We start from the raw sequence: 26,916 nt of genomic DNA, 5'->3' as shown, positions 1-26,916 counted from the left end.
TCGGCCGGATCAGGCCGGCGTGATCACCAGCACCAGGTCGCCGCCGTCGACCGGCGAGGTGCCGGCCAGCGCGACCCGCTCGACCCGACCGTCGATCGGCGCGGTGATGGAGGCCTCCATCTTCATCGCCTCGATGGTCGCCACCACGTCACCGGCCGAGACCAGGTCGCCGACCTTGGCCGACGGGGTCACCGAGCCGCCGAACGGCGCGGCCACGTGGCCGGCCTGGGCCGGGTCGGCCTTCTCCGCGGCCGGGGCCTCGGGGGTGATGGAGCGGTCACGCACCGCGATCGGCCGGAGCTGGCCGTTGATCGTGCACATCACGGTGCGGAAGCCGCGCTCGTCGGCGGGGCCGATGGAGACCACCCCGAGGAGCAGGACCTTGCCCTCCTCCAGCGTGACCTCGTGCTCCTCACCCGGCTGCAGGCCGTAGAGGTAGTCGAGGGTGTCGAGCACCGCGACCTTGCCCCAGGTGGACTGCGCCTCCTTGAACTCACGGGTCGGCGCCGGGAAGAGCAGCTCGTTGAGGGTCATCCGCGGGTCGGCCGCCAGGGCGGCGGACTGCTCGGCGCTCAGCTCGGTCTCCAGCACCCGGGCGGTGCGACCCGCCAGGGCCTTGGTCCGGAACGGCTCGGGCCAGCCACCCGGAGGCGTGCCGAGCTCACCGGAGAGGAAGCCGACGACGGAGTCGGGGATGTCGAAGCGACCGGGGTAGGCCTCGAACTCGGCCGGGTCGGCACCGACCGCCACCAGGTGCAGGGCGAGGTCGCCGATCACCTTGCTCGACGGGGTCACCTTGGGCACGCGTCCCAGGATCCGGTTGGCGGCGGCGTACATGTCCTCGACGGCCTCGAACCGGTCGCCCACGCCCAGCGCCTTGGCCTGCTGGCGCAGGTTGGAGAGCTGACCACCGGGGATCTCGTGGGTGTAGACCCGGCCGGTCGGGGCCGGCAGGCCCGACTCGAACGGGGCGTAGACCCGACGCACCGACTCCCAGTAGGGCTCCAGGTCGCCGACGGCCCTGAGGTCCAGGCCGGTCTCGCGCGCGGTGTGGTCGGTGGCGGCCACCAGCGAGGCCAGCGACGGCTGCGAGGTGGTGCCCGCGACCGCACCCGAGGCGGCGTCGACGGCGTCGACCCCGGCCTCGATCGCAGCGGTCAGGGTGGCGAGCTGACCACCGGGGGTGTCGTGGGTGTGCAGGTGGACCGGCAGATCGAACCGGTCACGCAGGGCCGTGACCAGGGTGCGCGCGGCCGGAGCGCGCAGCAGGCCCGCCATGTCCTTGATCGCGATGATGTGAGCGCCGGCGTCGACGATCTGCTGGGCCAGATCGAGGTAGTAGTCCAGGGTGTACAGCGTCTCGTCGGGATCCGACAGGTCGCCGGTGTAGCACAGCGCCACCTCGGCCACCGCGGTGCCGGTGGCCCGGACCGCCTGGATCGCCGGACGCATCTGCTCGACGTCGTTGAGCGCATCGAAGATCCGGAAGATGTCGATCCCGGTCGCGGCCGCCTCGGCGACGAACGCGTCGGTGACCTCGGTCGGGTACGGCGTGTAGCCGACCGTGTTGCGCCCACGCAGCAGCATCTGCAGCGCGATGTTGGGCACCGCGGCACGGATCTTGGCCAACCGCTCCCACGGGTCCTCGCTCAGGAAGCGCAGCGCGACGTCGTAGGTGGCACCGCCCCAGACCTCCATCGAGAGCAGCTCCGGGGTCATCCGGGCCACGTGCCCGGCCACGCCGAGCAGGTCCTTGGTCCGCACCCGGGTCGCCAGCAGCGACTGGTGGGCGTCACGGAACGTGGTGTCGGTGACCCCGACCCGGGTCTGGGCGCGCAGCTCGGCGGCGAACGCCTCGGGCCCGACCTCGAGCAGTCGCTGCCGCGAGCCCGGACGCGGCTCGGCGGCCAGGTCGATCGCCGGCAGACGCAGCGCCGGGTCGGCCACGGCCGGGCGGGCGCCGTACGGCTGGTTCACGGTGACGTCGGCGAGGAAGGTCAGCAGCCGGGTGCCGCGGTCGGCCGAGTGCCGCGCGGTGAGCAGCTGCGGGTGGGTCTCGATGAACGAGGTGGTGGCGCCGCCGCGACGGAAGTCCGGGTCGTCCAGGACCGCCTGGAGGAACGGGATGTTCGTGGAGACCCCGCGGATACGGAACTCCGCGAGCGCACGGCGGGCGCGGTCCACGGCCTTGTCGAAGGTGCGACCACGGCAGGTGAGCTTGGTCAGCATCGAGTCGAAGTGGGCACTGACCTCGGCACCGGTGTACGTCGTGCCACCGTCGAGGCGGACGCCCGCACCACCTGCGGAACGGTAGGTGGTGATCACGCCGGTGTCGGGCCGGAAGCCGTTGGCCGGGTCCTCGGTCGTGATCCGGCACTGCAGCGCCGCACCCCGGACCTGGATCGACTCCTGGGACAGACCGAGGTCGGCCAGGGTCTCCCCTGCCGCGATCCGCATCTGGGCCTGGACCAGGTCGACGTCGGTGACCTCCTCGGTCACGGTGAGCTCGACCTGGATGCGGGGGTTCATCTCGATGAAGACGTAGTTGCCGGCGGGGTCGAGCAGGAACTCGACGGTGCCGGCGCAGGAGTAGCCGATCTGCTTCGCGAACGAGACGGCGTCGGCACACATCCGGTCACGGATCGCCGGGTCGAGGTTGGGCGCCGGAGCGATCTCGACGACCTTCTGGTGGCGGCGCTGGACCGAGCAGTCGCGCTCGTAGAGGTGGATGACGTTGCCCTCACCATCGGCGAGGATCTGGACCTCGATGTGGCGCGGGTCCACCACCGCCTGCTCGACGAAGACGGTCGGGTCACCGAAGGCGCCCTCGGCCTCGCGCATGCAGGTCTCGATCGCCTCGCGCAGCGCGTCGTTGTTCTCGCCCGGAGCATCGACGCGGCGCATGCCGCGCCCGCCGCCACCGGCCACGGCCTTGACGAAGAGCGGGAAGGGCAGCGCGTCGCAGGCGGCGATCAGGGCCTCGACGTCGGTCGAGGGCTCCACCGAGGCCAGGGTCGGCACCCCGGCCGCCTTGGCCGCGGCGATGGCGCGGGCCTTGTTGCCGGTCAGGGTGAGCACCTCGGCGCTCGGCCCGACGAAGGTGATGCCGGCCGCGGCGCAGGCCTCGGCCAGGGCCGGGTTCTCACTCAGGAAGCCGTAGCCCGGGTAGACCGCATCGGCACCCGCCTTGACCGCCGTGGCGACGATCAGCTCGGGATCCAGGTAGGCGCGCACCGGGTGGCCGGCCTCCCCGATCTGATAGGCCTCGTCGGCCTTGAGCCGGTGCTCGGAGTTGCGATCCTCATACGGGAAGACCGCGACGGTCTTCGCCCCCAGCTCGTAAGCCGCCCGGAACGCGCGAATCGCGATCTCTCCGCGGTTTGCCACCAGGACCTTGCGCAGCGCCATCGAATCGGACTCCTTTTGTGTTCGATCGTGTCGATTTTCCGTGTCGAGGACGACCCCGCTCAGATGCGCGGCGTCGTCCGCGGGCGTGACTGGGGGTCGCCCAGTCGATGCCTGCGGTGTTTCATGGTGCCGAGGCCGGCCCGCACGCGAGCCCTTCTCCCATCCCTCGGACAGCCACTCCTGTGACCTATGTCACAGAGTGAGGAATTTACCGGTCAAATGTGCTGCCGTCGCTTCGGCCGTTCCACCCAGTGGACCGAACGTGGTACTCAGTTCCCGTTCTGCGGGAGCCCGGCCAGGTCCCGGGTCGCTGCGGAGTCGGCGTACTCCTCGAAGCGCACGATCCGGCCCTGCTCGACGGTGACCACGAGGCAGACCGGCACCCGCACCGCCACACCCGCCGCCGAGGTGCCCACCGTGGTCCCCTGGAAGACCCAGCCGCCGTCGAAGACCCGGAGCCGGGGATCGACGACCCGCAGGTCGGCGCCGGAGTCGTTGTGCCGGGTGCGCGAGGGGGTGCGCTGGATCTCCACCTCGCGCTCGCCGATGTTGTGCCAGGTGGTCACCACCGCGGCGTAGACGTCGTCGTCAGCGCGCCGCCCCTCCAGAAATGCCGGCAGCCACCGTTGCGCGAGGGCAACGGTGGCTGCGAGGGAGTCAGGGTCGGGCGCGGTCACGGTCATAGCCGCATCCTGGCGCGCCGCCCCCGTCGGTGTCAGGAGTTCGCCGAGAGCACCAGCCCACTGGTGGGCACGCCGGTGCCCGCGGTGACGACCACGTTGGTCAGCGAGGCCGGCTGGTTGACCGACGTCCCACGCACCAGACGGACCGCCTCGGCGATGCCGTTCATGCCGTGCAGGTAGGCCTCACCGAGCTGACCGCCGTGGGTGTTGAGCGGGATCCGCCCACCCGGGTCGAGGTGACCGTCGGCGATGAAGTGCCGGGCCTCACCGCGACCGCAGAAGCCGAGCTCCTCGAGCTGCGGCAGCACGAACGGGGTGAAGTGGTCGTACAGGATCGCTGCCTGCATGTCGTCGGCGGTGAGCCCGCTCTGGGCCCACAGCTGACGCCCGACGACCGCCATCTCCGGCAGCCCCGTGATCGAGGGCCGGTAGTACGACGTCATCATCATCTGGTCCGCGCCCTCGCCCTGGGCCGCGCCCAGGATCCAGGCGGGCTTGTTCGGCAGGTCCTTGGCACGCTCGGCCGAGACCACGACCAGCGCCTGGCCGCCGTCGGTCTCCTGGCAGCAGTCCAGCAGCCGCAGCGGCTCGGTGATCCAGCGCGAGGCCTGGTGGTCGGCCAGCGTGATCGGGCGCTCGTAGAAGTAGGCCTTCGGGTTGGTGGCCGCATGCGCCCGGTCGATGACCGCGATCCGACCGAAGTCCTCGGTGGAGCCGCCGTACTCGTGCAGGTAGCGCTGCGCGTTCATCGCGACCCACTGGGCCGGCGTGGACAGGCCGAACGGGGTCATCCAGGAGTACGCCGCCCGGTCGGCGCTCTCGTCCATCGCACGGTTCGACTGGCCCAGGCCGTAGCGCTCACCCGAGCGCTCGTTGAACGCGCGCCAGCAGACCACCACCGAGGCCAGGCCGGCCTCGATCGCGGCGACGGCGTGCGCCACCGTGCCGGCCGCCGCGCCACCACCGTGGCCGACCCGGGAGAAGAAGGTCAGCTCGCCGATGCCGACGTTGCGGGCGACGTGGTTCTCCGAGCTGGTCTCGGCGGTGAAGGTCACCATCCCGTCGACGTCGGAGGGCTTGAGGCCCGCGTCGGCGATCGCGGCGGTGACCGCCTCGCAAGCGAGCTGGAGCTCGCTGCGGCCCGAGGCCTTGGAGAACTCGGTGGCGCCGATGCCGACGATCGCGGCGGATCCGGCCAGGGACTTCGTAGCCATCAGGCCTCCTCGGACGTAGCGGTCGTGGGCAACTCCGGCAGCTCGACGACGACGGTCCCCGAGGCGTGCGAACCGAGGCTGTTGGCCCCGGTCACCTCGACGCTGACCAGCCGTCCCTCGACGGCGGCGACCGAGCCGGTCATCGTCATCGTGTCGCCGGGGTAGTTCGGGGCGCCCAGACGGATCTTGATCTTCTTCACCACCGCGGCCGGACCGGCCCACTCGGCGACGTACTTCTCCACCAGGCCGTTGCTGGTGAGGATGTTCATGAAGATGTCCTTCGAGCCGCGCTCGTTGGCCAGCGTCGGGTCGTGGTGGACGTCCTGGTAGTCACGGCTCGCGATCGCCGTGGCGACGATCAGGGTGCGCGTGATCTCGATGGCGAGCTCGGGCAGGGTCTCCCCCACGCTCACCTGAGCCGGAGTGCGGGTGGTGCTCACGAGCGCACCTCCGTCGTGGCCAGGAGCTCACCCAGACCGGCCAGCGCGGCGCAGGAGCCGCCCAGGGTCGAGGAGATCTGCTTGCCCCACAGGAAGTGACGGTGCACCGGGTAGTCGGTGTCCACGCCCATCCCGCCGTGCACGTGCTGGGCGCGGTGGACGACGTCGAGGCCGGCCTTGTCGGCCCACCACTTCGCCACCCAGCCGGCCCGCTCGGCAGCGCGCAGCGGGTCGGTGCCGAGCAGGTCCTCGGCGTCGTTGCTGATCGCCTGCCACAGCGTGACCCGCATCGCGTCGATGTCGATCCAGCAGTCGGCCAGCTGGTGCTGCACCGCCTGGAACGTGCCCAGCGGACGCCCGAACTGCTCGCGCGTGGTGAGGTACGACGCTGCCAGCGCCAGCGCCCCGTCGGCGACCCCGATCTGGAGCGCCGAGAGCGCGATCGCCGCGACCCGCAGGGTCACCGGCAGCACGGCGCCGCCGGGCTCACCCACGGCGACGGCCGGGGTGGCGTCGAGCACGAGCTCACCGGCGAGGTCATACATGGTGGTGTCGGACAGGGTCGCGCTCAGGCCGGGAGCGGCACCGTCGGTGAGGGTGACCAGGAAGAGCCCGGCACCGGCGTCGGTGGTGGCCGAGACCAGGATCTGGTCGGCACCGGCCAGGGTCGGCACGACGGCCTTGACCCCGGTCAGGGTGTAGCCCTCGCCCGCGGCGACGGCACGGGTCAGCGGAGCCTCGGGCTCGGCGCCCTCGTACTCCTCCAGGGCCAGCGCGATCCGGCTCTCGCCCGAGGCGACACCGGGCAGCAGGGCAGCCTTCTGCTCGGCGGTGCCGAACCGGGCCACGGCCTCGGCGGCCACGGCGGCCGACCAGAGCGGGACGGCCGCCACGTGGCGGCCCTGCTCCTCCAGCAGCACCGCGAGCGCGTCCAGGCCCAGCCCGGCGCCGTCGTACTCCTCGGGCACGGTCAGCGCGAGCAGACCGGCCTGGGCCAGTGCTGCCCACAGGGTGTCGTCCACCCGGCTCTCGCTCGCTTCCACCGCGCGGACGCGGTCGGTGTCGGCGAGGTCGTCGAGGATCTCGAGTGCCAGGCCACCCAGGGCCTGGAGGTCCTCATCGAGGTTGAAGTCCATCAGTTCTCCTCCTGGACGGCAGGGGATGCGGCGTGCGGTGCGGCAGGGGCGGCCCGGAAGACCGGGAGGGTCAGCTCAGGGTCGGCGTCGAGCCAGTCGAGCTGGAGGTCCATGCCGATCCGGGCCTCCTCGGGAGCGATCCCGGCGAGGTTGGCGATCAGGCGGGTGCCCTCGGCGAGCTCCACGACGGCGATCACCAGCGGGTAGTCGAAGGCCGGGTGCTTGGGGTGGTGCGCCACCGTGAACGAGTACAGCGTGGCCGCACCCGAGGCGTCGATCGTGTCCCACTCGAAGGACTGGCAGTGCGGGCACTGCGGGCCGACCGGGTGACGCAGGGTCTGGCACGAGGCGCAGCGCTGGATCACCAGGCGGTGCTCCAGGGCGGCGTCGAACCAGAACCGGTTGTCCAGGTTGAGGGCGGGCCGCGGGCGCAGCGCACGCTCCGGCGCCTTCTCCGCTGCCTTCTCCCGCGGCTTGAACCGCAGTGTGCGCCAGCGCTGGGTGGCGACCGTCTCGCCCGCGGCGTCACGGTAGGTCTTGATCGTGGTGACGAAGCGGCCGGTGCCCAGACCGGTCTCCTTCTCCGGGCCGATCGCGTCGACGACCTCCTCCACGGTGATCTCGTCGCCGGGCACGACCTCGCGGACGAAGTCGAACTCGGAGTCGGTGGCGACCACCGAGGTGTAACCGCCCTCGGCGAGCAGGTCGACCAGCTCGGCGAAGCCGGCACCCGAGCCTGCCTCGGCGCTGGGGCGCACCGTCTTGGCGTAGCCGCGCATCGTCCAGGCCTGGATCATCGAGGCCGGGGCGACCACGTCGTCGCGGCCGCTCTCGCGGGCCGCGTCGGCGTCGAGGTGGACCGGGTTGGACAGGTCCATCGCCTCGACCCAGTGCCGGATCATCGGCACGTTGACCGGGTCGGCGCCCGGCGTCCTCTCGTTGAGCACGCGGCCGACGAAGGCGGCCAGGCGGTCGTCGTACGACGTCGTGTTCTGCTCGCTCATCGCCGCACTCACCTCTTGCTCCGGGGCATGCCCAGGCCCATCGTCGCGATCATGTCGCGCAGGACCTCGTTGACCCCACCACCGAACGTGTTGACCAGGCCCTGGCGGGAGAGCTGCTCCACCTGGCCGTGCAGCACGGCGGCGTGGGAGTTGGGCCGGATCCGGCCCGCGGCACCCAGGATCTGGAACAGGGTGCGCTGCAGGTCGATGTGGGTCTCGGTGCCGTACGCCTTCGCGGCACCGGCCTGCTCCCCGCGCAGGGTGTGGTCCCCCACCGCGGCGGCCAGCTTCCAGTTCATCAGGCGCATCGCCTCGAGCTTGGCGTGCGTCCGGGCGAACTCCTGACGCACCCACGGCTTGTCGATCACGCCGTTGCCCTTGGCCCACTCCAGGGTCTGCTCCCAGAGCTGGATCATCCGGCCGCCGAGGGCGGCCAGCGCGACCCGCTCGTGGTTGAGCTGGGCGGTGATCAGGCTCCAGCCACCGTTCAGCTCACCGACCACCTCGGACGCCGGCACCCGGATGTCCTGGTAGTACGTCGCGGTGGGGTGGATCCCGCCGACCGAGCGGATCTGGCTCCAGGAGAAGCCCGGGTCATCGCACGGCACGATCAGGATGGAGATGCCCTTGTGCTTGGGCGCCTCGGGGTCGGTCCGGCAGGCCAGCCAGACGTAGTCGGCGGTGTTGCCGCCGGTGGTGAAGATCTTCGAGCCGTTGACCACGAAGTCGTCGCCGTCGGCCACCGCGCGGGTCTGCAGCGACGCCAGGTCGGTGCCGGCACCGGACTCGGTGTAGCCGATCGCGAAGACGATGTCGCCGGTCAGCATGCCCGGCAGGTACTTCTTCTTCTGCTCCTCGCTGCCGAACTGCATCAGCGTGGGGCCCACGGTGTTGATCGTGACGAGCGGGAACGGCACCCCGGCGCGCTGGATCTCGTCGTAGAAGATGAACTGCTCCTCAGCAGACATCCCGCGGCCGCCGTACTCCTTCGGCCAGCCGATGCCGAGCCACCCGTCGCGGCCCATCATCTTCACGACCTCACGGAAGCGGGGCCCGCCGGCTCCGACCTCGCCGACCTCGCGACGCTCGTCGTCGCTCAGCAGGCCCGCGAAGTAGCTTCGCAACTCCGCACGCAGTTCTTGGTGGGCCGGGGTCTCCCGCAGATCCATGGGACTCCTCATCACAGTCGGCTCAGATCACAACGAATCGGATCCTGCCGTCCCGCGCGGCGCCCCGGGGGCGGTGATCCCGACCACCGAGAGCCACCGTCGAACTACGTCGCTCCCGGCGTCGCGCTCAGTAGCCCGGCGCCCGCAGCGGCCACGGTGCCGCCGCCTCGATCTGGCCCGCGACCGCGAGCAGCAGCCCCTCCCCGCCGAGGTCGGCGGCGAGCTGGATCCCGATCGGCAGACCGTCGGAGTCGGTGCCGAACGGCACCGTGACGGCCGGCTGGCCGGTGAAGTTGAAGACGCTGGTGAAGGCCGAGTACCGGCTGGCGTGCTGCCAGATCGACTCCGGACGGCTGGTGTCCAGCAGCCCCAGCGGCGGCACCGGCTCGGCCAGGGTCGGGGTGAGGAAGAGGTCCAGTCCGCCAGCCTCGACGCCGCCGGCGCCCTCGCCGGCCGAGCCACGCAGCTGGTGGCCCAGCTGCCAGCCGACCCGCTGGGCGGTGCACATCGCGCGGTAGACGTCCATCCCGGTCAGGGTCGCGGAGTAGTGGTCGAAGAGGGTGCGGGTGAAGACCTCGACGTCGTCGTCGCGCAGCTCGCGGCCGAGCGCGGCGAGCCGGTCCTGGACGTCGGCGACCATGCCGGCCCCCATCAGGACTCCCCCACCGGCACGAGCATCCTCGAGCCGGTAGTCCATCGTGGTCTCGACGACCTCGTGCCCGAGGTCGGAGAGCAGGTCGGCTGCTCGGCGTACGACCGCGGCGACCTCGGGAGCGGCCACGTCGCCGTCGCCCGGGGCCAGCGCGAGGCCGATCCGCAGTCGGCGACCCGGACCGGAGGCGACCTGCTCGACGAAGGAGCGGGTCGGGGTCGGGGCACCGAAGGCGTCGCCGGGCAGCGAGCCGTGGGTGATGTCGAAGAGGAGCGCGGAGTCGCGGACCGTCGTGGTCAACGCGTGCTGCACGCTCACCGGACCCGCCAGCAGGGTCGGGTACGGCGCTGGGCTGATCCGCCCACGCCCGGGTTTGAGTCCGAAGAGTCCGTTCATCGATCCGGGGATGCGGATCGAGCCACCGCCGTCGCTGGCCGAGGCGACCGGCACCATCCCGGTGGCGACCGCGACGGCCGAGCCGCCGCTGGAGCCGCCGGTGGAGTGGTCCAGGGCCCGCGGGTTGCGGCACGGACCGTAGAGCGCCCCCTCGGTGGAGGCGTTGAGGCCGAACTCGGGCACGTTGGTGGTGCCCAGCACGACCATCCCGGCGGCCTTGTAGCGGCGCACCAGCTCCGAGTCGTGCTCGGGGACGTGGTCGGCGAAGAGCCGACTTCCCCCGGTCGACGGAAGGCCCGCCACGTCGGCGTGCAGGTCCTTGATCAGGACCGGCACGCCGTGCAGCGGGCCATCCGGCAGCCCCGCCTCGACCTCGGCCAGAGCCTCGTCGAAGCGGGTGTGGACCACCGCACCCAGCGCCGGGTTGTGCTGCTCGATCGTGGCGATCGACCGTTCGACCGCGTCCCGAGCAGTCAGGTCGCCGGCACTGATCGCGGCTGCGAGCGCGGTGGCATCCACGTCAGTCTCCTCAGACCCGCTCGCGCAGGGCCGCAGCGATCTGGTCGGTCTGGGCCTGGCCCTCGACCAGCTGGCGCAGCAGCCACAGCCGCAGCGTGCGGGCGATCGCGGTGGCCAGGTAGAACGCGGCACCCACGATGGTCAGGCCGAGGAAGGCCAGCGCCAGGATCTGGCTCGAGGTGATGTCACGCATGTCGGACTGGGACAGCGAGGAGTTGTACTCCACGAACATCCCGATCACGCCACCGAACATCAGCACGATGCCGAGGATCCGCAGAGCCTTGTCGGAACGGGCACCGTCCACCTTGAGGCGGTGGTCGGCGACTTGCTGGTGGAACTGTGCGCGGCGCTCGTCGGTGATCATGGTCAGCCTCCCAGGTAGGTGGTGGAGAGTTCTTCTTCGATGGCGGCCGGTTCCCCGACCTTGATCACCCGTCCGCCGAGCATCAGCGCGGCGGAGTCGGCGATCGGAAGCACGACGCGGGCGAACTGCTCCGCGACGAGGATGGAGATGCCCTCGGTGGCCAGCTGGCCCACGATGTCGTACATCTCCGAGACGATCATGGGCGCGAGGCCCATCGACAGCTCGTCCAGCAGCAGCACCGCCGGATCGGTACCCAGCGCCCGCGAGAGCGCCAGCATCTGCTGCTCGCCGCCCGACATGGAGCCGGCCAGCTGGTTGCGACGCTGCCCGAGCTTGGGGAAGCGGGTGTAGGCCGCCTCCTCGATCGCCTCGAGCTTGGTGCCGGTGCCGGTGGCGACCCAGAGGTTCTCCCGGACGGTCAGGTTGGCGAAGACGCCGCGGCCCTCGGGGATCGAGCAGACCCCGAGCTTGCTGACCTCGGTGGCGCCGATCCCGGTGACGTTGCGCCCCGAGAGCCGCAGCTCCCCGGAGGTCAGCGGCATCAGGCCCGTGATCAGCTTCATCGTGGTGGTCTTGCCACCGCCGTTGGGGCCGAGCAGTGCCACGACCTTGCCGGCCGGGAGGGTCAGGTCGACCCCCTTGAGCACCTCGATGGCGCCGTACGCCGCCCGCGCACCGACCAGCTCGACGGCCGGGGCCTCGACCTCGGCTCCAGCGTCGTGGGCGTCGGTCTGCGTCTGGGACGCGGTGGTCATGCGACCACCTCCGATCCGATGTAGGCCTCGATGACCGCGGTGGAGGCCTGGATCTCGGCGGGCGTGCCCGAGGCGATCCTGACCCCGTGGTCCAGGACGTGGATCTGGGAGCACAGCCCCATCACCAGCGGCAGGTCGTGCTCGACCAGGCAGACGGCCAGGCCGTCGTCGGCCAGGCCACGCAGCATCTCGGCGAACCGCTCGGTCTCCTGCTCGGTCTGACCCGAGGCGGGCTCGTCGAGCAGCAGCAGCCGCGGTGCGGTCATCAGGGCACGAGCCACCTCGACCACGCGGGCGCGGCCGGTCGGGATGTCGGAGACGTCCAGGTGCGCCACGTCGGTGAGCCCGGTCAGCTCCATCACCCGGTCGGTCTCGGCCTCGAGGTCGAACCGGCGACGGGTGTTGGCCTTGACGATGTCACCGGCGACCCGGATGTTGTCGCGCACGCTCAGCGAGAGGAAGAGCTCCAGGCGCTGGAACGTGCGGGCCATCCCCATCCGGGCGCGCTTGCCCGAGGAGTGTCCGGTGATCTCCTCGCCGTCGAAGACGATCCGGCCCGAGTCGATCCGCTGCATCCCGGTGATGCAGTTGTACAGCGTGGTCTTGCCGGCGCCGTTGGGTCCGATCAGTCCGGTGACCTCACCGGCGTGGATGTCGATGCTGACGTGGTCGACGGCGGTGTTGCCGCCGAAGCGCACCACGACCTCGTCGGTCCGCAGCAGGGGTTCGCCGCGCAGCTCAGGCTGGAACATGGGTCGCTCCCTTCGTGGTGGAATCGGTGTCCTTGCGACGCCGGCCGACCCAACCGGTGGGCCGGGCAGGCTCGGCGTCGGCGCCGAGGGTCAGGCCGAGCTCGCGGTCCAGCTGCTCGCCCAGGCCGTCGGGGTACGGCGTGTCGATGCCGACCAGCTCGGCGGGGGTCGCGGCACGGGCCGCCTTCTCCTCCTCCGAGAGCAGCTTCTCCGGACGCAGCGCCTTGCCGATGAACGGCAGAGCCATCCACAGCACCAGGACCGCGATGGAGAACGTCCAGGTGCCGATCACGCCGACGTAGGCCAGCACGTAGAGCACGATGGTGAGGGCGATGCCGCCGTACCGGATCTCGGGGGCCTTGGCCAGGGTGCGCTGGTTGTGGAAGATCTCGGCCAGGGTGCCGCTGGGGTTGCGGGCCACCCCGATCCCGACCAGCGCCGTGGCCACCAGGAACAGGTGGGACAGGATGCCCAGCGTGGTGGCCTGGGTGGGGTGCGAGATCGACAGGTCGTTGAACGTGCCCACGATCAGGGTGAAGCCGCCACCGGCGAGCAGGCCGCCGAAGAGGGCGCCGCTGACGTAGCCGATGCCGCCGACCACGGTCAGCATCACCAGCGAGAGGCTGAGGCTGTACACGAAGTGGTCGGAGGTGACCGAGCTGAGCGCCATCGACATGAAGATGCCGCCCAGGCCCGCGATCGCGGTCGAGATCATGAAGACCGACAGCTTGAGCAGGATCAGGCGCTGGCCGAGCATCGCGCTGGCGGCCGGCGAGTCCTTCATCGCTGCCAGACGACGGCCGTAGCCGGAGTTGCGCAGCGCCACCACACCGACGCCGACCACGGCGAAGACGGTCGCCACGGCGTACAGGAAGGTGTTCTGGTTGCCGAAGTCGATCGGGCCGATCTTGAGCGGCGACACGATCATGTTGCCGTTGGGGAAGATCGCGAAGGTGTGCCCGAACCAGTTCCGGGGCTGCGTCTCGCGCAGCACCATCGAGGAGACGATGGAGCCGAACGCGAGCGTGGCCAGGGCCAGGTAGAGGCCGCGCAGGCGCAGTGCCGGCAGCGCCACCAGGGCACCGGTCAGGGCCGCGGCGATGACGCCGCAGATCAGGCCGAACAGGTTCATCCGGGCGTCCAGGCCCGAACCGCTGATGCCGGTGTGGAAGGCCACGATGGTGGCGATCGCACCGAACGCGATCGGGGCGAGGTTCATCTCACCGGCGTACCCGGTGAGCAGGGTCAGGGACAGGGCGATCACCGCGAAGGAGAGGCCCAGGATCAGGGTGCCGACGCTGGAGTCGTCGATCAGCTGGCGGTAGGCCACGGTGGCGACCACCATGAACGCCGCCCACAGCGCGGCGTTGCGCACGGTCGGGACCTCGTAGCGCTCCCGGGAGCGGACCGCGGCACCGCGCAGGCGGTCGTGCGGCAGCACGATCAGCACGATGAACAGGATGATCATCGGCAGCGCGTCGCGCAGGTTGGTGATCCAGGTCCAGCCACTGGGGGCGTAGGCGACCAGGTAGGTGCTGGCCAGGCCGAGCACGATGGCGCCGAAGAAGGTGCGCGGGATGGAACGCAGGCGGCCGAAGAGCGCCGCGGCGAAGGCGTCGATCACGAGCAGGGTGAGCGCGTTGGCCTCCAGCGCACCACCGGCGATCGGGGTGATCAGGATGCCGGCCAGGACGGCGAGCATGGAGCCGAGCGCCCAGGACAGGGCGGCGACCTTCTCCGGGTCGTGGCCGTTGAGGCGCAGCAGGTCCGGGTCGTCGACGGTCGCCCGCATCAGGACGCCCATCCGGGAGCGGGTGAAGAGGATCCGCAGGCCGATCGCGATCGCCGCAGCGGCGACCAGGCAGAGCAGCTCGTGGTAGCGGATGGTGACGCCACCGATGGAGAGGTAGCTGTCGACACCGAAGAACATCTCGGTGATGCGGGCCTCGGACGGGTCCCAGGCCCACTGCGACAGGGAGACGAACCCGAGCAGGATGGCGACGGTGACGACGATCTTCGTCACCTCGGCGGTGTCACGCAGGCCGCCCATGATGAAGCGGTGCAGACCGAAGCCCATCAGCGGGCCGAGCACGAACAGCACGAGGATGACGCTGATCAGCGTCGGGATACCCCAGCTCACGTGGAGCTGGTAGTAGACGAACGCGCCGATCATGGCCTGCGCGCCGTGGGCGAAGTTGAAGATGCCAGAGGTGGTGTACGTCAGGACGAGGCCGGACGCGGCGATGGCGTACACCGCACCGAGCACCAGGCCCAGCACCGTGAAGGTCAGAAAGAGGGTCATACGGGGTTCTCCTCAGGGAGTCGCCTCGGAGGGGATCGGGCTCAGCCGAGGCCGACCGGGTGCTCAGACCCGGCCGACCTCGGCCCGAGGGACTTACTTCTTCAGGAACGCGGTCGAGATGCGGTCCGCGTTGAGCTTGACGCCCACCGTGGCGGGGTCGATCTTCACGATGTTCTTCTCGTCGCAGTTGAACTCGCCACGAGTGGTCGGGAAGACCTGCTTGTACTCGCCACCGGTGAGCTGGACGACCAGCGCGCAGTCGGTGGGCATGTTGCTGCCCGGGTCGGTCGGGGCGTGCAGGCCGCCACCGGTCCACTTGTGCACGGCGGAGAGACCCTTCTCCATGCACTCGCGGGTCAGGTCCGCACCGCAGTCCTTGGCGACCGTGGCCCAGAGCAGGAAGGCCGACGTCGACTGGATGCCGAGCAGGGACTGCTTGGCACCGGCGGCGGTGGTGATGTCCACGTAGTCCTTGACGGCCGGGACGATGTCGGCGTTCTCCAGCGGCTGGAAGACCATCGCCGAGATCATGCCGTCAGCGGCCTTGGACTTGGCGTTCCACTGGGCGACGGCCTCGGTGTACCAGGTCGACTCGAAGGCGAGCTTCTTGTCGGCCTTGACCCGCTGCATGGCCTCGAGGAGGCCGAACGCGATCGGGCTGGGGCTGGAGGAGAACCAGACGGCCTTGGCGTCGCACTTCTTGAACTTCTCGGCGAACGGCACGTAGTTGGCCTCGCCGTCCTGGCTCAGCGTGACACCGCAGTCGGTGGTCGTGCCGCCGACAGCCTTGGCCACGGTCAGCGCGGTCGTGACGCCCTGCTGGATCGCCGGCGAGGTGGAGCCGAGCGAGCCCAGGCTCTGCTTGACCTCCGGGTAGACCTCCATGTCGGAGGCGAGCAGCGAGCCGTTGTAGTTGTCGATCGGCCGCGGCACGGCGTCCCACTTGTTGGGACCCATGGTCGAGTTCGGGCCGATCGTGAAGCCGGCGACGGCCGGCAGGTCGCAGCCGACGCGGAACTGCTCAGCAGCCTCGTCGTAGGCGAAGCCCTCACCGACGAGCATGAAGTCCTTCTTGCAGGCCTTCTGCATGACGGCCGCGGCGTTGGTCATCGCAGCGTCGTACTGGTCACCGACGATCTTGCGACCGTTGATGCCGCCCTGCTTGTTGCACCAGTCGATCATCGCCTTGACGGCGTCGCCCATCTCCTGGTTGAGGCCCGGGGCCGCAGCGAAGCCGCGGTCGTCGCCGTAGCCGATGGTGATCGAGGTGTCGGTGACGCCCTGTGCGGTGGCGCCCTTCGCGTCGCCGCTCCCGCACGGCGAGTCGAGGTCCCCGAACTTGGTGGTCGTGGCCGTCGTGGAGGCGCTGTTGCCGCTCGTCGCGGTCCCGTCGCTGCCGGACCGGCTCGAGCCACACGCGCTGGCGGTCAGCGCCAGCACGACGGCGACGGTGCCGAGACCGACACCGCGCATGCTCCTGAGGTTGCTCATCTGGTGGTACTCCTTCTCACTGTCCGCTCTCGCGGAGTGGGTGGGGCATGGGCCGGATCGACGCCTGCCCCTCCCGATGGGACGGCCCGAGAGGCGTCTGTGACCTGCAAGCAGGAGCATGGGTGTGACCCCGGTCACTCGTGAGCCTGATCCCAGTCACCGGGACCCGTGCTCGGACAGACCACCCGGTCGTCCGATTCGCTCTCAGTCCCGCTCATTGGTACGTCTACTGTGGCACCCGTCACACCCTGCGAAACTCGCTCGCCAACCGGTCCGATTTCCCGCCGTCGCCTGCAGGAGCACCCCATGAGCACGTCCGTCGATCCTCGCCTCGCCGCACGCCAGATCGTCGAGGGTCTGACCGCCCCCGGCGCTCCGTTCGAGCTCGTCCGCGAGGACGTCCTCGGCGCCCCCGTCACCCTCTTCGCGAACCGCCGCCGGGCGCTGCACGAGCTGCTCGCCGACTCGGTGCAGCACGGCGACCGCACCTACATCGCCACCCTCGAGGAGCAGATCAGCTTCGCCGAGCACGCCGACATGGTCGCCTCGTTCGCCACGGCGCTGCGCGAGGAGTTCGGCATCGTCAAGGGCGACCGGGTCGCCATCGCCGCTGCGAACCTGCCCGAGTGGATCGTCGCCTTCTGGGCGATCACCTCCATCGGGGCGATCGCGGTCGGGTTCAACGCCTGGTGGTCTCCGGCCGAGATCAAGCACGGCCTGGAGTTGGCCGAGCCGAGGCTCGTCATCGCCGACGAGCGCCGGCTGGCGCTGTTGAGCGAGGCCGGTGTCCCGGTCATCACCCTGGCCGACGTACGCCGGCTGGCGACGGCCCACCCCGGTGCGCCGCTTCCCACGGCCGACGTCGCCGAGGACGACCCCGCCGTCATCCTCTACACCTCGGGCACCTCGGGTCGCCCCAAGGGCGCCACCCACTCCCACCGCAACCTGCTCGCGGTGGTCGAGTACCACCGGTTCAACGACGCGCTGCTGGGCGCGTTCGGCGACCCGACCGACCCGCGTGACCGGGCCTACCTGCTGGCCACGCCGCTGTTCCACATCGCGAGCCTGCACAACCTGGTCGTGCCGCGCCTGGCCACCGGGTCGAAGGTCGCCCTGCACCTCGGCGGCTTCGCCGTGGACCCGATCATGCGGCTGATCGAGACCGAGCGGGTGACGAACTGGGGTGCGGTGCCGACGATGGCGAGCCGTCTGCTGGACGAGGACCTGTCGGCGTACGACACCTCGTCGCTGACCGCGTTCGCGCTCGCCTCCGCGCCGTCCTCGCCGCAGCTGAAGAAGCGCCTGCGCGAGGGCCTGCCGTTCACCTCCTCGATGGTGGACAGCTACGGCCTGACCGAGACCTGTACCGCCGTCGCGGTCGCCAGCCCGATGGACCTGGCCGAGGCGCCCGGCACCCTCGGGGCGCCGATCATCGGCGTCGAGATGGAGATCCGCGACTCGCTCGGCAACCCGGTGCCCGACGGCGTCGAGGGCGAGATCTGCGTGAGCAGCGCATTCAACATGCTGGGCTACTGGGGCAACCCGACGGCGACCGCGAGCACGATCCGCGAGGGCCGCTGGCTGCACACCGGCGACCTCGGCACCCGCGACGAGCAGGGCCGGATCAGCCTGAGCAGCCGCCGTTCGGACCTGATCATCCGCGGAGGCGAGAACGTCTACCCGGCCGAGGTCGAGGGCGTGCTCGCCGAGCACCCCGAGGTCGCCGAGTGCGTCGTCATCGGCCTGGACCACACCGACCTGGGCCAGGAGGTCGCCGCGGTCGTCGTGCCCGCCTCCGACGCGGTCCGCGAGGGTCTGGAGGAGCGGCTGCGCGAGTACATGGCCGGCTCGCTGGCCTACTTCAAGGTGCCCAGCCACTGGCGGGTCGCGACCGACCCGCTGCCACGCAACGCCACCGGCAAGGTGATCCGTCGCGAGGTCGCCCTCTAGCCGAATTCCGGGTTCACCACCGTCGACTTCCGGGTTCACCACCGTCGACTTCCGGGTTCACCACAGAGCAACGCACTGACGCACCGCCTGGCCTCGGCCGGGCGGTGCGTCGTCGTTTCCGAGCTCGACGGTACGGCGTCGGGGCAGCGGAGAAGGGCGCCGGTGGGCAACCCGGAACTCGCGCGTGGCGAACCCGGATCTCGGGCGTGGCGAACCCGGAAGTCGGCGGCTAGGGAGCCTCGGCCAGGCCTCGCAGCAGCAGCCGACACATCAGGTCGGTGTCGGCGGCGAACTGCGTCGGGCTGGTCCACTCCCCCTGGTTGAGGGCTGCCATCACGAGGCCGTACCAGGCCTGCTCCAGCAGCAGCAAGAGGCGGATCTCGTAGTCGGTCGGCTCCTCGAGCCCGCTGGCGGCGATGAGCTGCTCGCGGAAGAGGCTGTCGACGCCGCTGTGGGGGGCGGTGGCGAGGGTGGAGTTGTTGGACTGGACCATCGCGTGGGCCAGCAACGGGGTCTTGAGCAGCTCACGGCCCGCACGGACCAACAGCCGGCTCACGCCCTCCTCGGGGGCCTCGCCGGGGCGGTGCACGGGCGGGCCGTCACCGAGCCGGCTGACCTGGGACTGCATCAGGGCCGTGAACAGGTGCGTCTTGGATGGGAAGTAGCGGTACAGCGTCGCGATCGCCACCCCGGCGTCACGGGCGACGTCGTGCATCTGGACCCGCTCCAGGCCCTTGTCGGCACCATGACGCGCGGCCGCGCGCAGGATCCGCTGGTAGCGGTCCTTCTGCTCCGCCGACACGGGGGTGGCGGGCGGCCGATCCTCGGCTAGGCGTGGCACGTGGTCCCTGCTTCCTGCTGCGCGACTCGGGGGTGGACGTACGTCGTCCACCGGAACATCCTCCGCTGAGTGGGCCCGTACCGCTCGATCCCACCCCGCTGAGTGAGACAGGTCACACCGTAGTGGTCCCGCCGAGATCCGGGTTCACCACCACCCACTTCCGGGTTCACCACCACCCAGATCCGCCTTCACCACCCCGAACGCCGACGAGGCGCCCCGGGGTGACCCGGGACGCCTCGTCGTACGCGCACAGAGCGCTCGCGCAGGATCGACCTCAGCGCGGCCGCTCGACGAACTTGTTGATGAACAGCCCCTCGGCCGAGACGCAGACCTCCCCGTCGGCGACGATCTCGCCGGTGGTGGTGATCTTGCGGCCGTCGACCTTCTCCTGCCGGGCGCGGACGGTCAGCTCGACGAAGAGCGGCGTGGGCCGGTGGTAGCGCAGCGTCAGCGTGCCGGTCATGCCGGAGTCCCCCGCCCAGGCGTTGGCCACGCCGAGGGTGTGGTCCAGCAGCAGCGCCGAGATGCCACCGTGCACGCATCCGGGCGGCCCCTGATAGGGCAGCCCGAGCGTGACCCGGCCCTCGATGGAGCCGTCGGCCAGCCCGTCGAGCAGCAGCGGCGGCGCGACCGCGTTCTCCGGCCCCGTCACCGGGTCGTGCCTGGTGTAGCCCTCGCCCGACCACATGTCGACCAGGCGCTCCTCGCGGGTGGGCGCCGCGTTCTCCAGGGCCGCGGCGACCTCGTTGAGCTGGGCGGCGACCTCCGACATCTCCGCGGCCGAGCCGTCACCGGCGTGCAGCAGCGCCGAGACCACCCGCCGGGCGGCGGCCACGGCGGCGTCGACCCCGACGTTGCGCGGCGTCGCCGACAGTGCCGAGGGCCGGGCGGGGGTGGCGTGGCCGGAGCGCTCCTCGCGCCCGCTCACGCCGACACCTGCGCGGTCCCGTGCGACAGTACGACGGCCCCGGACCGCTCCGGGCAGGTCGCCACGAACCGCAGCTCGCCGTCCTCGCGCCACACCGAGGTGCGCAGCGTCTCCCCCGGCAGCAGGGTGCCGGCGAAGCGCACCGCGAACGACTCCAGGCGCGCGGCGTCGCCGTCGAGGGCTCCGTCGACGAGCGCCTTGGCGACGATGCCGTAGCTGGCCAGACCGTGCAGGATCGGGGCATCCATCCCGACCTTGGCCGCGAACTCGGGGTCCACGTGCAGCGGGTTGAGGTCGCCGTTGAGGCGGTAGAGCAGGGCCTGGTCGGCCCCGGTGGGGGCATCGATCACGAGGTCGGGCTCACGCTCAGGGCGCACCCAGGTCTCCTCGGGGCCGGCCTCGCCGCCGAAGCCGCCCTCGCCGCGGGCCCAGATCTGCATCACGTTGGTCCACAGCGGCTCGCCCTCGGGCGAGACGGCGCTGTGCTCGAGCACGATCACCGCGGCCTTACCCTTGTCCCACAGGTGAGCGACCCGGGTCGTCACCGTGGCGGTGCCGGCGGCGGGCAGGGGCCGGTGGACGGTGACCTCCTGACCGGAGTGGAGCAGTTTGTAGAGGTCGACCTCGATCCCGGGCAGGTGCAGCCCGGCGGCGGGCCGGTCCCCTGCGGAGATCCCACCACCGGCGACGGCGGCGAAGGTCGGCAGCACCTGCAGGTCGCGCTCGTAGGTCCAGCGCAGCTCGGGGTCGAACTCCTTCCCCGCGACGGGTCGGCCCGCCCCCAGGGAGAGGTGGTAGAGCAGCGCGTCGCGCTGCGTCCAGGCGATCTCGCGGGTCGCAGGCGGGGCACTCAGGGCCGCCTCGAGGTTGATCGGCATCGGGTCTCCTCAGGCCTTGGTGGACGGGGCCGGCTCGGCGTCGCGGGGCAGGCCCAGGATCCGCTCGGCGATGATGTTGAGCTGGACGTCGGTGGTGCCGCCGGCGATGGACAGGTTACGGGTGGAGAGGAAGTTCCACATCGGCGTGCGCCGCTGCGGGACGCCGTACGCCGCCGACGTACCGCTCCACTCCACGGCGGTCTCCCACAGCTCCTGCAGGTGCGCCACGGAGAGCAGCTTGGCCACGCTGGACTCGGCACCGGGCTGGGCGCCGCTGACCTTGCGCAGCGCGCTGCGCAGGTCGAAGAGGCCGACGGCGTGCGCCTCGGCCAGCGCCCGACCGAGTCGGGTGGTCCGACCGCCGTCACCGCCGGCGTCCTCGGCAGCGAGCTCGAGCAGCGTCTCGCCGCCGGGGCCGAGCGAGGAGCCCTTCGTCATCGAGACCCGCTCGTTGGCCAGGGTGGTGCGGGCGAGCTTCCAACCGTCGCCGGGCTGCCCGACCAGGCACTCGTCGGGGATGATCACGTTGTCCAGGAAGACCTCGTTGAACAGCGCCTCACCGGTCAGCTCGCGCAGCGGACGGATGTCGATCCCGGGCGTGGTCATGTCGAGCACGAAGTAGGACAGGCCCTTGTGCTTGGCCACGCCGGCGTCGGTGCGTGCCAGCAGGATGCCGTAGTCGGCGTCGCGGGCCAGCGAGGTCCAGACCTTCTGGCCGTTGATCTTCCAGCCGCCGTCGACCTTCTCGGCGCGGGTGCTGAGCCCGGCCAGGTCGGAGCCGGCGCCGGGCTCGGAGAAGAGCTGGCACCAGACCAGTCCTCCGGCCAGGCTCGGCGGGACGAAACGCTGCTGCTGGGCGTCGTCGCCATGCTCGATCAGCGTCGGCACCACCCAGTTGCCGATGACCATGTCGTGCGGCGTCAGCCCAGCAGCAGCGAGCTCTTCGGCGATCACCAACTGGGTGACCGCATCGGCCCCCTTGCCCCACGGTGCGGGCAGGTGGGGCGAGGTGTAGCCGTGCTCGGCCAGGTAGGTGACCTGCTCGGCAGCGGGCAGCTCCAGGGCCGGCGCCAGCTCAGCGCGTACGTCGGCACGGATCCGCTCCGCGGACTCGGGCAGGTCGACACTGAGCTCGCGACGGGTGCCGTCGAGCGCGAGCTCGGCGACCCGGCGCTGCCACACCGAGGCGGCGCCGAGGAGGAGCCGCAGGGTGTGGGCCCGGCGCAGGTAGAGGTTGGCGTCGTGCTCCCAGGTGTAGCCGATCCCGCCGAGGGTGTTGATGCAGTCCTTGGCGGTGCGGAACGCGGCGTCGACGCTGAGCACGGCGGCGACGGCGGCAGCGAAGGAGGCCTCGGCGCTGGGGCCGTCCTCCCAGGCGCGGGCGGCGTCCCAGGCGCAGACCCGGGCCTGCTCGGCGACGCCGAGCATCCAGGCGACGCGGTGCTTGACGCCCTGGAACTGTCCGATCGGGCGACCGAACTGCTCGCGGACGCGGGCATACTCGGCGGCGGTCCAGGTGGCCCAGTCGGCCAGGCCCGAGGCCTCGGCGGCGATCAGGGTGGCGGCGATCTCGCGCGGCAGCAGCGGGTCGAGGGTGAGCACGTCGGCGGCGGCCACGGTGGTGTCGACGGTGATCGGGGCGAGCCGGCGAGTCAGGTCGTGGCTGGGGGCGGGCTCGGCGGGCACGTCGAACTGGTCGGCACCGAGGATCACCCAGGCCACCTCGGCCTCGCCCTGGACCCGGACCGGGACGAGGGCGACGTCGGCGAGGCAGGCACCCAGGGCCGGGACCGACGTACCGGTGACGGACAACGCGCCGTCGGCCGAGCGGGTGCCGGTCAGGGTGCCGGGCTCGAGGGCGACGGCGGCGATCAGGGAGCCGTCGGCGAGGCCCTCGACGAGTGCGTCGTGGCCGGCCGCGGCGAGCGCGGCCGAGGTGATCACGGTGGGCAGGAACGGGCCCGGGGCCATCGAGCGGCCGAGCTCCTCGGTGACCACCGCGGTCTCGAGCAGGGTGAAGCCGGCGCCGCCGAGCTCCTCGGGCAGGTGCAGGCCGAGCAGGCCCTGCTCGGCGAGCTCACCCCAGAACGGCGGGCGCGCCTCGGTGGTGGCGTCGACGGCGGCACGGACGACGGTGTCGCCGATGTGGCGCGCCACCAGGGTGCGGACGGCGTCACGCAGGTCGACGTGGTCCTGGCCGAGGCCGAGGGTTCCGGTGCTGGTCGGTCGGGGCATGCTCAGATCCGTTCGATGATGGTGGCCGTGGCGTGGGCACCGCCGGCGCACATGGTGACCAGGGCGGTGGAGGCGTCGCGACGCTCGAGCTCGTTGACGGCCTGGGTGATCAGGCGGGCACCGGTGGAGCCGACGGCGTGGCCCAGCGCGATCGCACCACCGTTGACGTTGACCTTGTCCATGTCGGCGTTGTGCACCTGGGCCCACGACAGCACGACGGAGGCGAACGCCTCGTTGATCTCGACCAGGTCGATGTCGGCCATCGTCATGCCGGCCTTGGCCAGCACGTGCCGGGTCGCGTCGACCGGGCCGTCGAGGTGGTAGTGCGGCTCGGAGCCGACCATCCCGGACACGACGATCCGGGCGCGGGGGCGCAGACCCTCGGCCTCGGCGCGCTCGCGGCTCATCAGCAGCACGGCGGCGGCGCCGTCGGAGATCTGGGACGAGTTGCCGGCGGTGTGGATGCCGCCCTCGATCACGGGCTTGAGGCCGGCCAGCGCCTCGGCGGTGGTCTCACGCAGACCCTGGTCGCGGTCGACCACGGTGCCCTCGACGGTGACGGGCAGGATCTGGCCCTCGAAGCGGTTCTCGGCCCACGCGGCGGCGGCCTTGTGCTGGGAGGCCAGGCCGAGCGCGTCGGCGTCGGCGCGGGTGATGCCACGGCGCTGCGCGATCCGCTCGGCGGCGGTGAACTGGTCGGGCAGGTCGAGGTTCCACTCCTCCAGGTACGGGTAGCCCGTACCCGGAGCCAGTGCTGCGCCGAGGAAGACGCGGCTCATCGACTCCACGCCACAGCCGATGCCGGCGTCGATCGCGCCCGAGGCGATCAGACCGGCGACCAGGTGGACTGCCTGCTGCGAGGAGCCGCAGGCGCAGTCGATCGAGGTGCAGGCGGTGGTGTAGGGCAGGCCGGCACGCAGCCAGGCGTTGCGGGTGACGTTGTTGGACTGCTCCCCCGCCTGGGTGACACAGCCACCGACGACCTGGGCGATGCTGGCCGGGTCCACCCCGACGCGCTCGATCAGGCCACGCTGGGTCAGGCCCAACAGTTCCGCCGGGTGGAGGCTGGACAGCGCCCCGTTTCGGCGGCCGACGGGGGTACGCACCGCATCGACGATCACGGCCTCAGGCATCGGGTGGCTCCTGGAAGGTGGGAGTGGAATGGTCTGGGCAGCGTAGGAGCGCCGAGGACCGAATGTGGAACACGTCCCATCCAGTCGGACCGCGCGGAGCGACGGAACGAGAACGCGATCTACCGTGCCGAGTGTGGCCGATCCACGTCGGAACGGCCCGCTTCAGACCACACCCCCGACGTTAGGGAGCACAGATGAGCAGCACGCAGTTGGCAGGCCGCACCGCGATCGTGACAGGCGCCGGCGCCGGGCTGGGACGGGCCGAGGCTCTCTCCCTGGCCGCCGCGGGCGCCAACGTGGTCGTCAACGACATGGGGCCCGCCGCTGACACGGTGGTCGAGGAGATCAAGGCCCTGGGCGTGGGTGCCGTGGCGGTCAAGGGCGACGTCTCCCAGTGGGCGCTCGGCGACCAGCTGGTCGAGGCCGCGGTGGACTCCTTCGGCAGCCTCGACATCGTGGTCAACAACGCCGGCGTCATCCGCGACACCCTGCTGTTCAACATGACCGAGGAGCAGTGGGACGCGGTCATCGCGGTGCACCTCAAGGGCCACGCCGTCCTCTCCCGCGCTGCAGCGACGTACTGGAAGGCCAAGTCGAAGGCCGAGGGCGGCCCGATCTACGGGCGCCTGATCAACACCGCCTCCGAGGCGTTCCTGTTCGGCTCGGCCGGGCAGCCGAACTACTCCGCGGCCAAGGCGGGCATCACCGCGCTGACCCTCTCGGCGCACCAGGGCCTGACCCGGTACGGTGTCACCGCCAACGTGATCTGCCCGCGGGCGCGCACCGCGATGACCGAGAAGGTCTTCGACGCCGACCACAACGCCGAGGAGACCGGCGGTCTCGACATCCTCGCCCCCGAGCGGGTCGGCACGTTCGTCTCCTGGCTGGCCTCGCCGGCCGCCCAGAAGGTCTCGGGCCAGGTCTTCGTGGTGTACGGCGACATGGTCGCGCTGATGGCCGCCCCGGTGGTGGAGCAGAAGTTCACCTCGCCGACCGGCGAGTTCACCCTGGAGCAGTTCGACGAGCAGCTGGTGCCGCACTTCGCCGACCGCTCGCCGTACCAGACCTACTCGGCCTACTCGGTCGCCAAGCTCGACACGACCGGGATTGAGCAGCTCTGAGCCGCACCGCTCCCCCGCTCCACCTCCGACGCCCGGCCGGGTCTCCCGGCCGGGCGTCGGCCGTCTCCGGGTCATGGTGGACTGCCACGGGCGGTGAAGACGACCGCACCCTCGGGCATGACCTCGTAGGTCAGGCGCGGGTCGTGGGCACGGTGGTGACACCGGTTGCAGAGCAACACGGCGTTGGCCAGGTCGGTCGGTCCGCCATCGAGCCAGCTGCGGTGATGGTGCGCCTCGCAGTGTGAGGCCGGTCTGGTGCAGCCCTGGCCCTGGCAGTGTCGGTAACGCAGTCGCAGCGCCTTGACCTGCGCCGCGGTGAACAAGCGCGTCGTGCGCCCCAGATCGAGGACTTCGCCCCCGGTGCCGAGCACCGCGGGGATCAGGTTGCTGGTGCAGGCCAGGCGTCGGGCCTCAGCGACGCTGATCAGATCCTCGCCCCGCGGCCCCTGGACGATCGCGGCACCGAGTCCGGTCCGCAACTGCTCCAGGGTCGCCGTGATGAAGAGAGTCGCCGGCGTCGAGCCGTGTACGGGCAGCAGGTCGGTCGGGATCCGCGAGAGCAGCTCCACGAACGCATGCCCCAGCTTGTACGGCGCCGGCATCGCCCACCACGGCTTCGGGGCGATGCTCCGGTCCCCGGCTTCGGCCCCCTCGCCCGCGCTCCCGTCCCCGGGCTCGCCCGGGGCGGCCCACGCCGGCGTCCGTCGTGGGTTGACCAACGAGTCCAGCATCGGCAGCAGGTGGTTCGCCGCCAGGTCAGGCAGGCGGCCGCTGATCATCGACGTGCCGTCTCCGACCCGCCGCACCGTCAAGCGGATCCGGGCCCGGCCACGACGCTCAGCGGCTTCCAGCTTGCGGGCCTCGGCCTCGTCTGCGATCTCCGGCGCCACGACCTCCAGGATCCGGCGCCCCAGCACCCTCAACTGTGCTGGACCGAACTGGGCTGCATCAGCCACCAGCCGCGCCTCAGCACGAGCAGCAACATCAGCACCACCACGATCCAGTGCCTGCAGATCGGCCACCAACCCGGCCGGGAGATCAGCAGGCAAAGCCTCCACGGCCTCCATCACCACCGTGGCCTGTGCTGCCGAGATCGTCCCGGCCCGCAACGCGCTACCGGTCACCGGATGGGCCTCCAAGGCGTGAGCGAACCCGATCTCGCGGCGGGCATCACGGATCCCGGCCCGTGCCTGGTGAGCCAGCCAGAACCCCAGATCCCGTTCCCCAGCACCCTCATCGACCCTGCCCGCACGGTCCAGGGCCGTCAGGAGACGGGCCTTCAACTCCGCGGTGCGGGCCTCCAACGCCAACACCTCGTGCAAGGCAGTGACCTGGTCCTCATCACGCATGAACATCGGGTCGACCTCGGCCACCCCTGCCACAGCCCCGTTCGCCGACCACACCGCACCCAGGATCGGGTGGACCAGCTCGCTCACCTGACTCATCAGCGGACACCTCCTCGGGGCGGCTCGCACACGTCACACACCCGACCAGGTGCGCGTCTCTTTCGTGCGCCGGCTTCGCCCCTACGGATCTCGGGGTGCC

21 protein-coding genes are annotated in these 26,916 nt (G+C 71.1%); 2 read left to right on the top strand and 19 right to left on the bottom strand.

The annotated features are described in order from the left end of the window. Nucleotides 1-9: 9 nt before the first annotated feature. From Q1V88_RS08080 to Q1V88_RS08020, 13 genes are all read right to left on the bottom strand, one after another. Nucleotides 10-3,408 (bottom strand): pyruvate carboxylase, encoded by a 3,399-nt coding sequence (locus Q1V88_RS08080; RefSeq protein ID WP_300680286.1) that lies wholly within the window; start codon nt 3,406-3,408, stop codon nt 10-12. 269 nt (nt 3,409-3,677) lie between these two features. Next, entirely contained in the window at nt 3,678-4,091 is a 414-nt protein-coding gene (locus Q1V88_RS08075) for a hypothetical protein (RefSeq protein WP_300680284.1), read from the bottom strand. A gap of 32 nt (nt 4,092-4,123) precedes the next feature. Next, nucleotides 4,124-5,305 carry a lipid-transfer protein gene (locus tag Q1V88_RS08070; protein ID WP_300680282.1) on the bottom strand — a complete coding sequence of 394 codons (1,182 nt, stop codon included), beginning with the start codon at nt 5,303-5,305 and terminating at the stop codon, nt 4,124-4,126. Next, nucleotides 5,305-5,745, bottom strand: coding sequence for a MaoC family dehydratase (locus Q1V88_RS08065; RefSeq protein WP_300680281.1), 441 nt, complete (start codon nt 5,743-5,745; stop codon nt 5,305-5,307). Before Q1V88_RS08065 ends, Q1V88_RS08070 begins: the two co-directional genes overlap by 1 nt. Beyond that, a complete protein-coding gene (locus tag Q1V88_RS08060; protein WP_300680280.1) occupies nt 5,742-6,881 on the bottom strand; it encodes an acyl-CoA dehydrogenase family protein in 1,140 nt (379 codons plus the stop codon). The genes Q1V88_RS08065 and Q1V88_RS08060 overlap by 4 nt, the downstream gene beginning before the upstream one ends. Then, nucleotides 6,881-7,885 (bottom strand): MaoC family dehydratase N-terminal domain-containing protein, encoded by a 1,005-nt coding sequence (locus Q1V88_RS08055; protein WP_300680279.1) that lies wholly within the window; start codon nt 7,883-7,885, stop codon nt 6,881-6,883. The genes Q1V88_RS08060 and Q1V88_RS08055 overlap by 1 nt, the downstream gene beginning before the upstream one ends. Nucleotides 7,886-7,893: 8 nt before the next feature. After that, complete coding sequence (locus tag Q1V88_RS08050; RefSeq protein WP_300680277.1) at nt 7,894-9,054, bottom strand: acyl-CoA dehydrogenase family protein; 1,161 nt, start codon at nt 9,052-9,054, stop codon at nt 7,894-7,896. 127 nt (nt 9,055-9,181) lie between these two features. Further along, nucleotides 9,182-10,621: an amidase gene (locus Q1V88_RS08045; protein WP_300680275.1), complete on the bottom strand. Its 1,440-nt coding sequence runs from the start codon at nt 10,619-10,621 to the stop codon at nt 9,182-9,184. A 10-nt stretch (nt 10,622-10,631) separates the two neighbouring features. Then, nucleotides 10,632-10,985, bottom strand: a complete 354-nt coding sequence (locus Q1V88_RS08040) for a hypothetical protein (protein WP_300680273.1) — start codon at nt 10,983-10,985, stop codon at nt 10,632-10,634. Nucleotides 10,986-10,987: 2 nt separating this feature from the next. Then, nucleotides 10,988-11,740: an ABC transporter ATP-binding protein gene (locus tag Q1V88_RS08035; RefSeq protein ID WP_300680272.1), complete on the bottom strand. Its 753-nt coding sequence runs from the start codon at nt 11,738-11,740 to the stop codon at nt 10,988-10,990. Further along, nucleotides 11,737-12,492, bottom strand: a complete 756-nt coding sequence (locus Q1V88_RS08030; protein ID WP_300680270.1) for an ABC transporter ATP-binding protein — start codon at nt 12,490-12,492, stop codon at nt 11,737-11,739. Before Q1V88_RS08030 ends, Q1V88_RS08035 begins: the two co-directional genes overlap by 4 nt. Beyond that, nucleotides 12,479-14,794, bottom strand: coding sequence for an ABC transporter permease (locus Q1V88_RS08025; RefSeq protein WP_300680268.1), 2,316 nt, complete (start codon nt 14,792-14,794; stop codon nt 12,479-12,481). The genes Q1V88_RS08030 and Q1V88_RS08025 overlap by 14 nt, the downstream gene beginning before the upstream one ends. Before the next feature lie 93 nt (nt 14,795-14,887). Further along, a complete protein-coding gene (locus Q1V88_RS08020) occupies nt 14,888-16,285 on the bottom strand; it encodes an ABC transporter substrate-binding protein (RefSeq protein ID WP_300680266.1) in 1,398 nt (465 codons plus the stop codon). A 306-nt stretch (nt 16,286-16,591) separates the two neighbouring features. Here Q1V88_RS08020 and Q1V88_RS08015 point away from each other — a divergent pair, with 306 nt between their 5' ends. Beyond that, on the top strand, nt 16,592-18,235 hold the full coding sequence (locus Q1V88_RS08015; RefSeq protein WP_300680264.1) for a class I adenylate-forming enzyme family protein: 1,644 nt from the start codon (nt 16,592-16,594) through the stop codon (nt 18,233-18,235). 229 nt (nt 18,236-18,464) lie between these two features. Here Q1V88_RS08015 and Q1V88_RS08010 read toward each other — a convergent pair whose 3' ends face one another. The 5 genes from Q1V88_RS08010 to Q1V88_RS07990 all read right to left on the bottom strand — a co-directional run bounded on the left by Q1V88_RS08010 (nt 18,465) and on the right by Q1V88_RS07990 (nt 24,250). Beyond that, nucleotides 18,465-19,076, bottom strand: a complete 612-nt coding sequence (locus tag Q1V88_RS08010) for a TetR family transcriptional regulator (protein ID WP_300680263.1) — start codon at nt 19,074-19,076, stop codon at nt 18,465-18,467. 274 nt (nt 19,077-19,350) lie between these two features. After that, on the bottom strand, nt 19,351-20,004 hold the full coding sequence (locus Q1V88_RS08005) for a PaaI family thioesterase (protein ID WP_300680261.1): 654 nt from the start codon (nt 20,002-20,004) through the stop codon (nt 19,351-19,353). Then, entirely contained in the window at nt 20,001-20,882 is an 882-nt protein-coding gene (locus tag Q1V88_RS08000) for a MaoC/PaaZ C-terminal domain-containing protein (protein ID WP_300680259.1), read from the bottom strand. The genes Q1V88_RS08005 and Q1V88_RS08000 overlap by 4 nt, the downstream gene beginning before the upstream one ends. A gap of 9 nt (nt 20,883-20,891) precedes the next feature. Further along, entirely contained in the window at nt 20,892-23,117 is a 2,226-nt protein-coding gene (locus tag Q1V88_RS07995) for an acyl-CoA dehydrogenase (protein ID WP_300680257.1), read from the bottom strand. A gap of 2 nt (nt 23,118-23,119) precedes the next feature. Further along, nucleotides 23,120-24,250, bottom strand: coding sequence for a steroid 3-ketoacyl-CoA thiolase (locus Q1V88_RS07990; RefSeq protein ID WP_300680255.1), 1,131 nt, complete (start codon nt 24,248-24,250; stop codon nt 23,120-23,122). Between the two features lie 194 nt (nt 24,251-24,444). Between Q1V88_RS07990 and Q1V88_RS07985 the strand changes: the two genes are divergently transcribed. Continuing rightward, a complete protein-coding gene (locus Q1V88_RS07985; protein WP_300680253.1) occupies nt 24,445-25,371 on the top strand; it encodes a 3-oxoacyl-ACP reductase in 927 nt (308 codons plus the stop codon). 71 nt (nt 25,372-25,442) lie between these two features. Here Q1V88_RS07985 and Q1V88_RS07980 read toward each other — a convergent pair whose 3' ends face one another. Continuing rightward, nucleotides 25,443-26,816 carry an HNH endonuclease signature motif containing protein gene (locus tag Q1V88_RS07980; RefSeq protein ID WP_300680251.1) on the bottom strand — a complete coding sequence of 458 codons (1,374 nt, stop codon included), beginning with the start codon at nt 26,814-26,816 and terminating at the stop codon, nt 25,443-25,445. Nucleotides 26,817-26,916 lie beyond the last annotated feature (100 nt).

The sequence above is a fragment of the Nocardioides sp. genome, assembly GCF_030150155.1.
In the GTDB taxonomy this organism is placed as follows: Bacteria; Actinomycetota; Actinomycetes; order Propionibacteriales; family Nocardioidaceae; genus Nocardioides.
This window is presented reverse-complemented; position numbering and strand designations above follow the sequence as displayed.

What these genes read in the sequence shown, in the direction of transcription:
- Q1V88_RS08080 (WP_300680286.1), bottom strand. Translation starts at nt 3,408, where the DNA reads ATGGCGCTGCGCAAGGTCCTGGTGGCAAACCGCGGAGAGATCGCGATT.
- Q1V88_RS08075 (WP_300680284.1), bottom strand. Translation starts at nt 4,091, where the DNA reads ATGACCGTGACCGCGCCCGACCCTGACTCCCTCGCAGCCACCGTTGCC.
- Q1V88_RS08070 (WP_300680282.1), bottom strand. Translation starts at nt 5,305, where the DNA reads ATGGCTACGAAGTCCCTGGCCGGATCCGCCGCGATCGTCGGCATCGGC.
- Q1V88_RS08060 (WP_300680280.1), bottom strand. Translation starts at nt 6,881, where the DNA reads ATGGACTTCAACCTCGATGAGGACCTCCAGGCCCTGGGTGGCCTGGCA.
- Q1V88_RS08055 (WP_300680279.1), bottom strand. Translation starts at nt 7,885, where the DNA reads ATGAGCGAGCAGAACACGACGTCGTACGACGACCGCCTGGCCGCCTTC.
- Q1V88_RS08050 (WP_300680277.1), bottom strand. Translation starts at nt 9,054, where the DNA reads ATGGATCTGCGGGAGACCCCGGCCCACCAAGAACTGCGTGCGGAGTTG.
- Q1V88_RS08040 (WP_300680273.1), bottom strand. Translation starts at nt 10,985, where the DNA reads ATGATCACCGACGAGCGCCGCGCACAGTTCCACCAGCAAGTCGCCGAC.
- Q1V88_RS08035 (WP_300680272.1), bottom strand. Translation starts at nt 11,740, where the DNA reads ATGACCACCGCGTCCCAGACGCAGACCGACGCCCACGACGCTGGAGCC.
- Q1V88_RS08030 (WP_300680270.1), bottom strand. Translation starts at nt 12,492, where the DNA reads ATGTTCCAGCCTGAGCTGCGCGGCGAACCCCTGCTGCGGACCGACGAG.
- Q1V88_RS08025 (WP_300680268.1), bottom strand. Translation starts at nt 14,794, where the DNA reads ATGACCCTCTTTCTGACCTTCACGGTGCTGGGCCTGGTGCTCGGTGCG.
- Q1V88_RS08020 (WP_300680266.1), bottom strand. Translation starts at nt 16,285, where the DNA reads ATGAGCAACCTCAGGAGCATGCGCGGTGTCGGTCTCGGCACCGTCGCC.
- Q1V88_RS08015 (WP_300680264.1), top strand. Translation starts at nt 16,592, where the DNA reads ATGAGCACGTCCGTCGATCCTCGCCTCGCCGCACGCCAGATCGTCGAG.
- Q1V88_RS08000 (WP_300680259.1), bottom strand. Translation starts at nt 20,882, where the DNA reads ATGCCGATCAACCTCGAGGCGGCCCTGAGTGCCCCGCCTGCGACCCGC.
- Q1V88_RS07995 (WP_300680257.1), bottom strand. Translation starts at nt 23,117, where the DNA reads ATGCCCCGACCGACCAGCACCGGAACCCTCGGCCTCGGCCAGGACCAC.
- Q1V88_RS07990 (WP_300680255.1), bottom strand. Translation starts at nt 24,250, where the DNA reads ATGCCTGAGGCCGTGATCGTCGATGCGGTGCGTACCCCCGTCGGCCGC.
- Q1V88_RS07985 (WP_300680253.1), top strand. Translation starts at nt 24,445, where the DNA reads ATGAGCAGCACGCAGTTGGCAGGCCGCACCGCGATCGTGACAGGCGCC.
- Q1V88_RS07980 (WP_300680251.1), bottom strand. Translation starts at nt 26,816, where the DNA reads ATGAGTCAGGTGAGCGAGCTGGTCCACCCGATCCTGGGTGCGGTGTGG.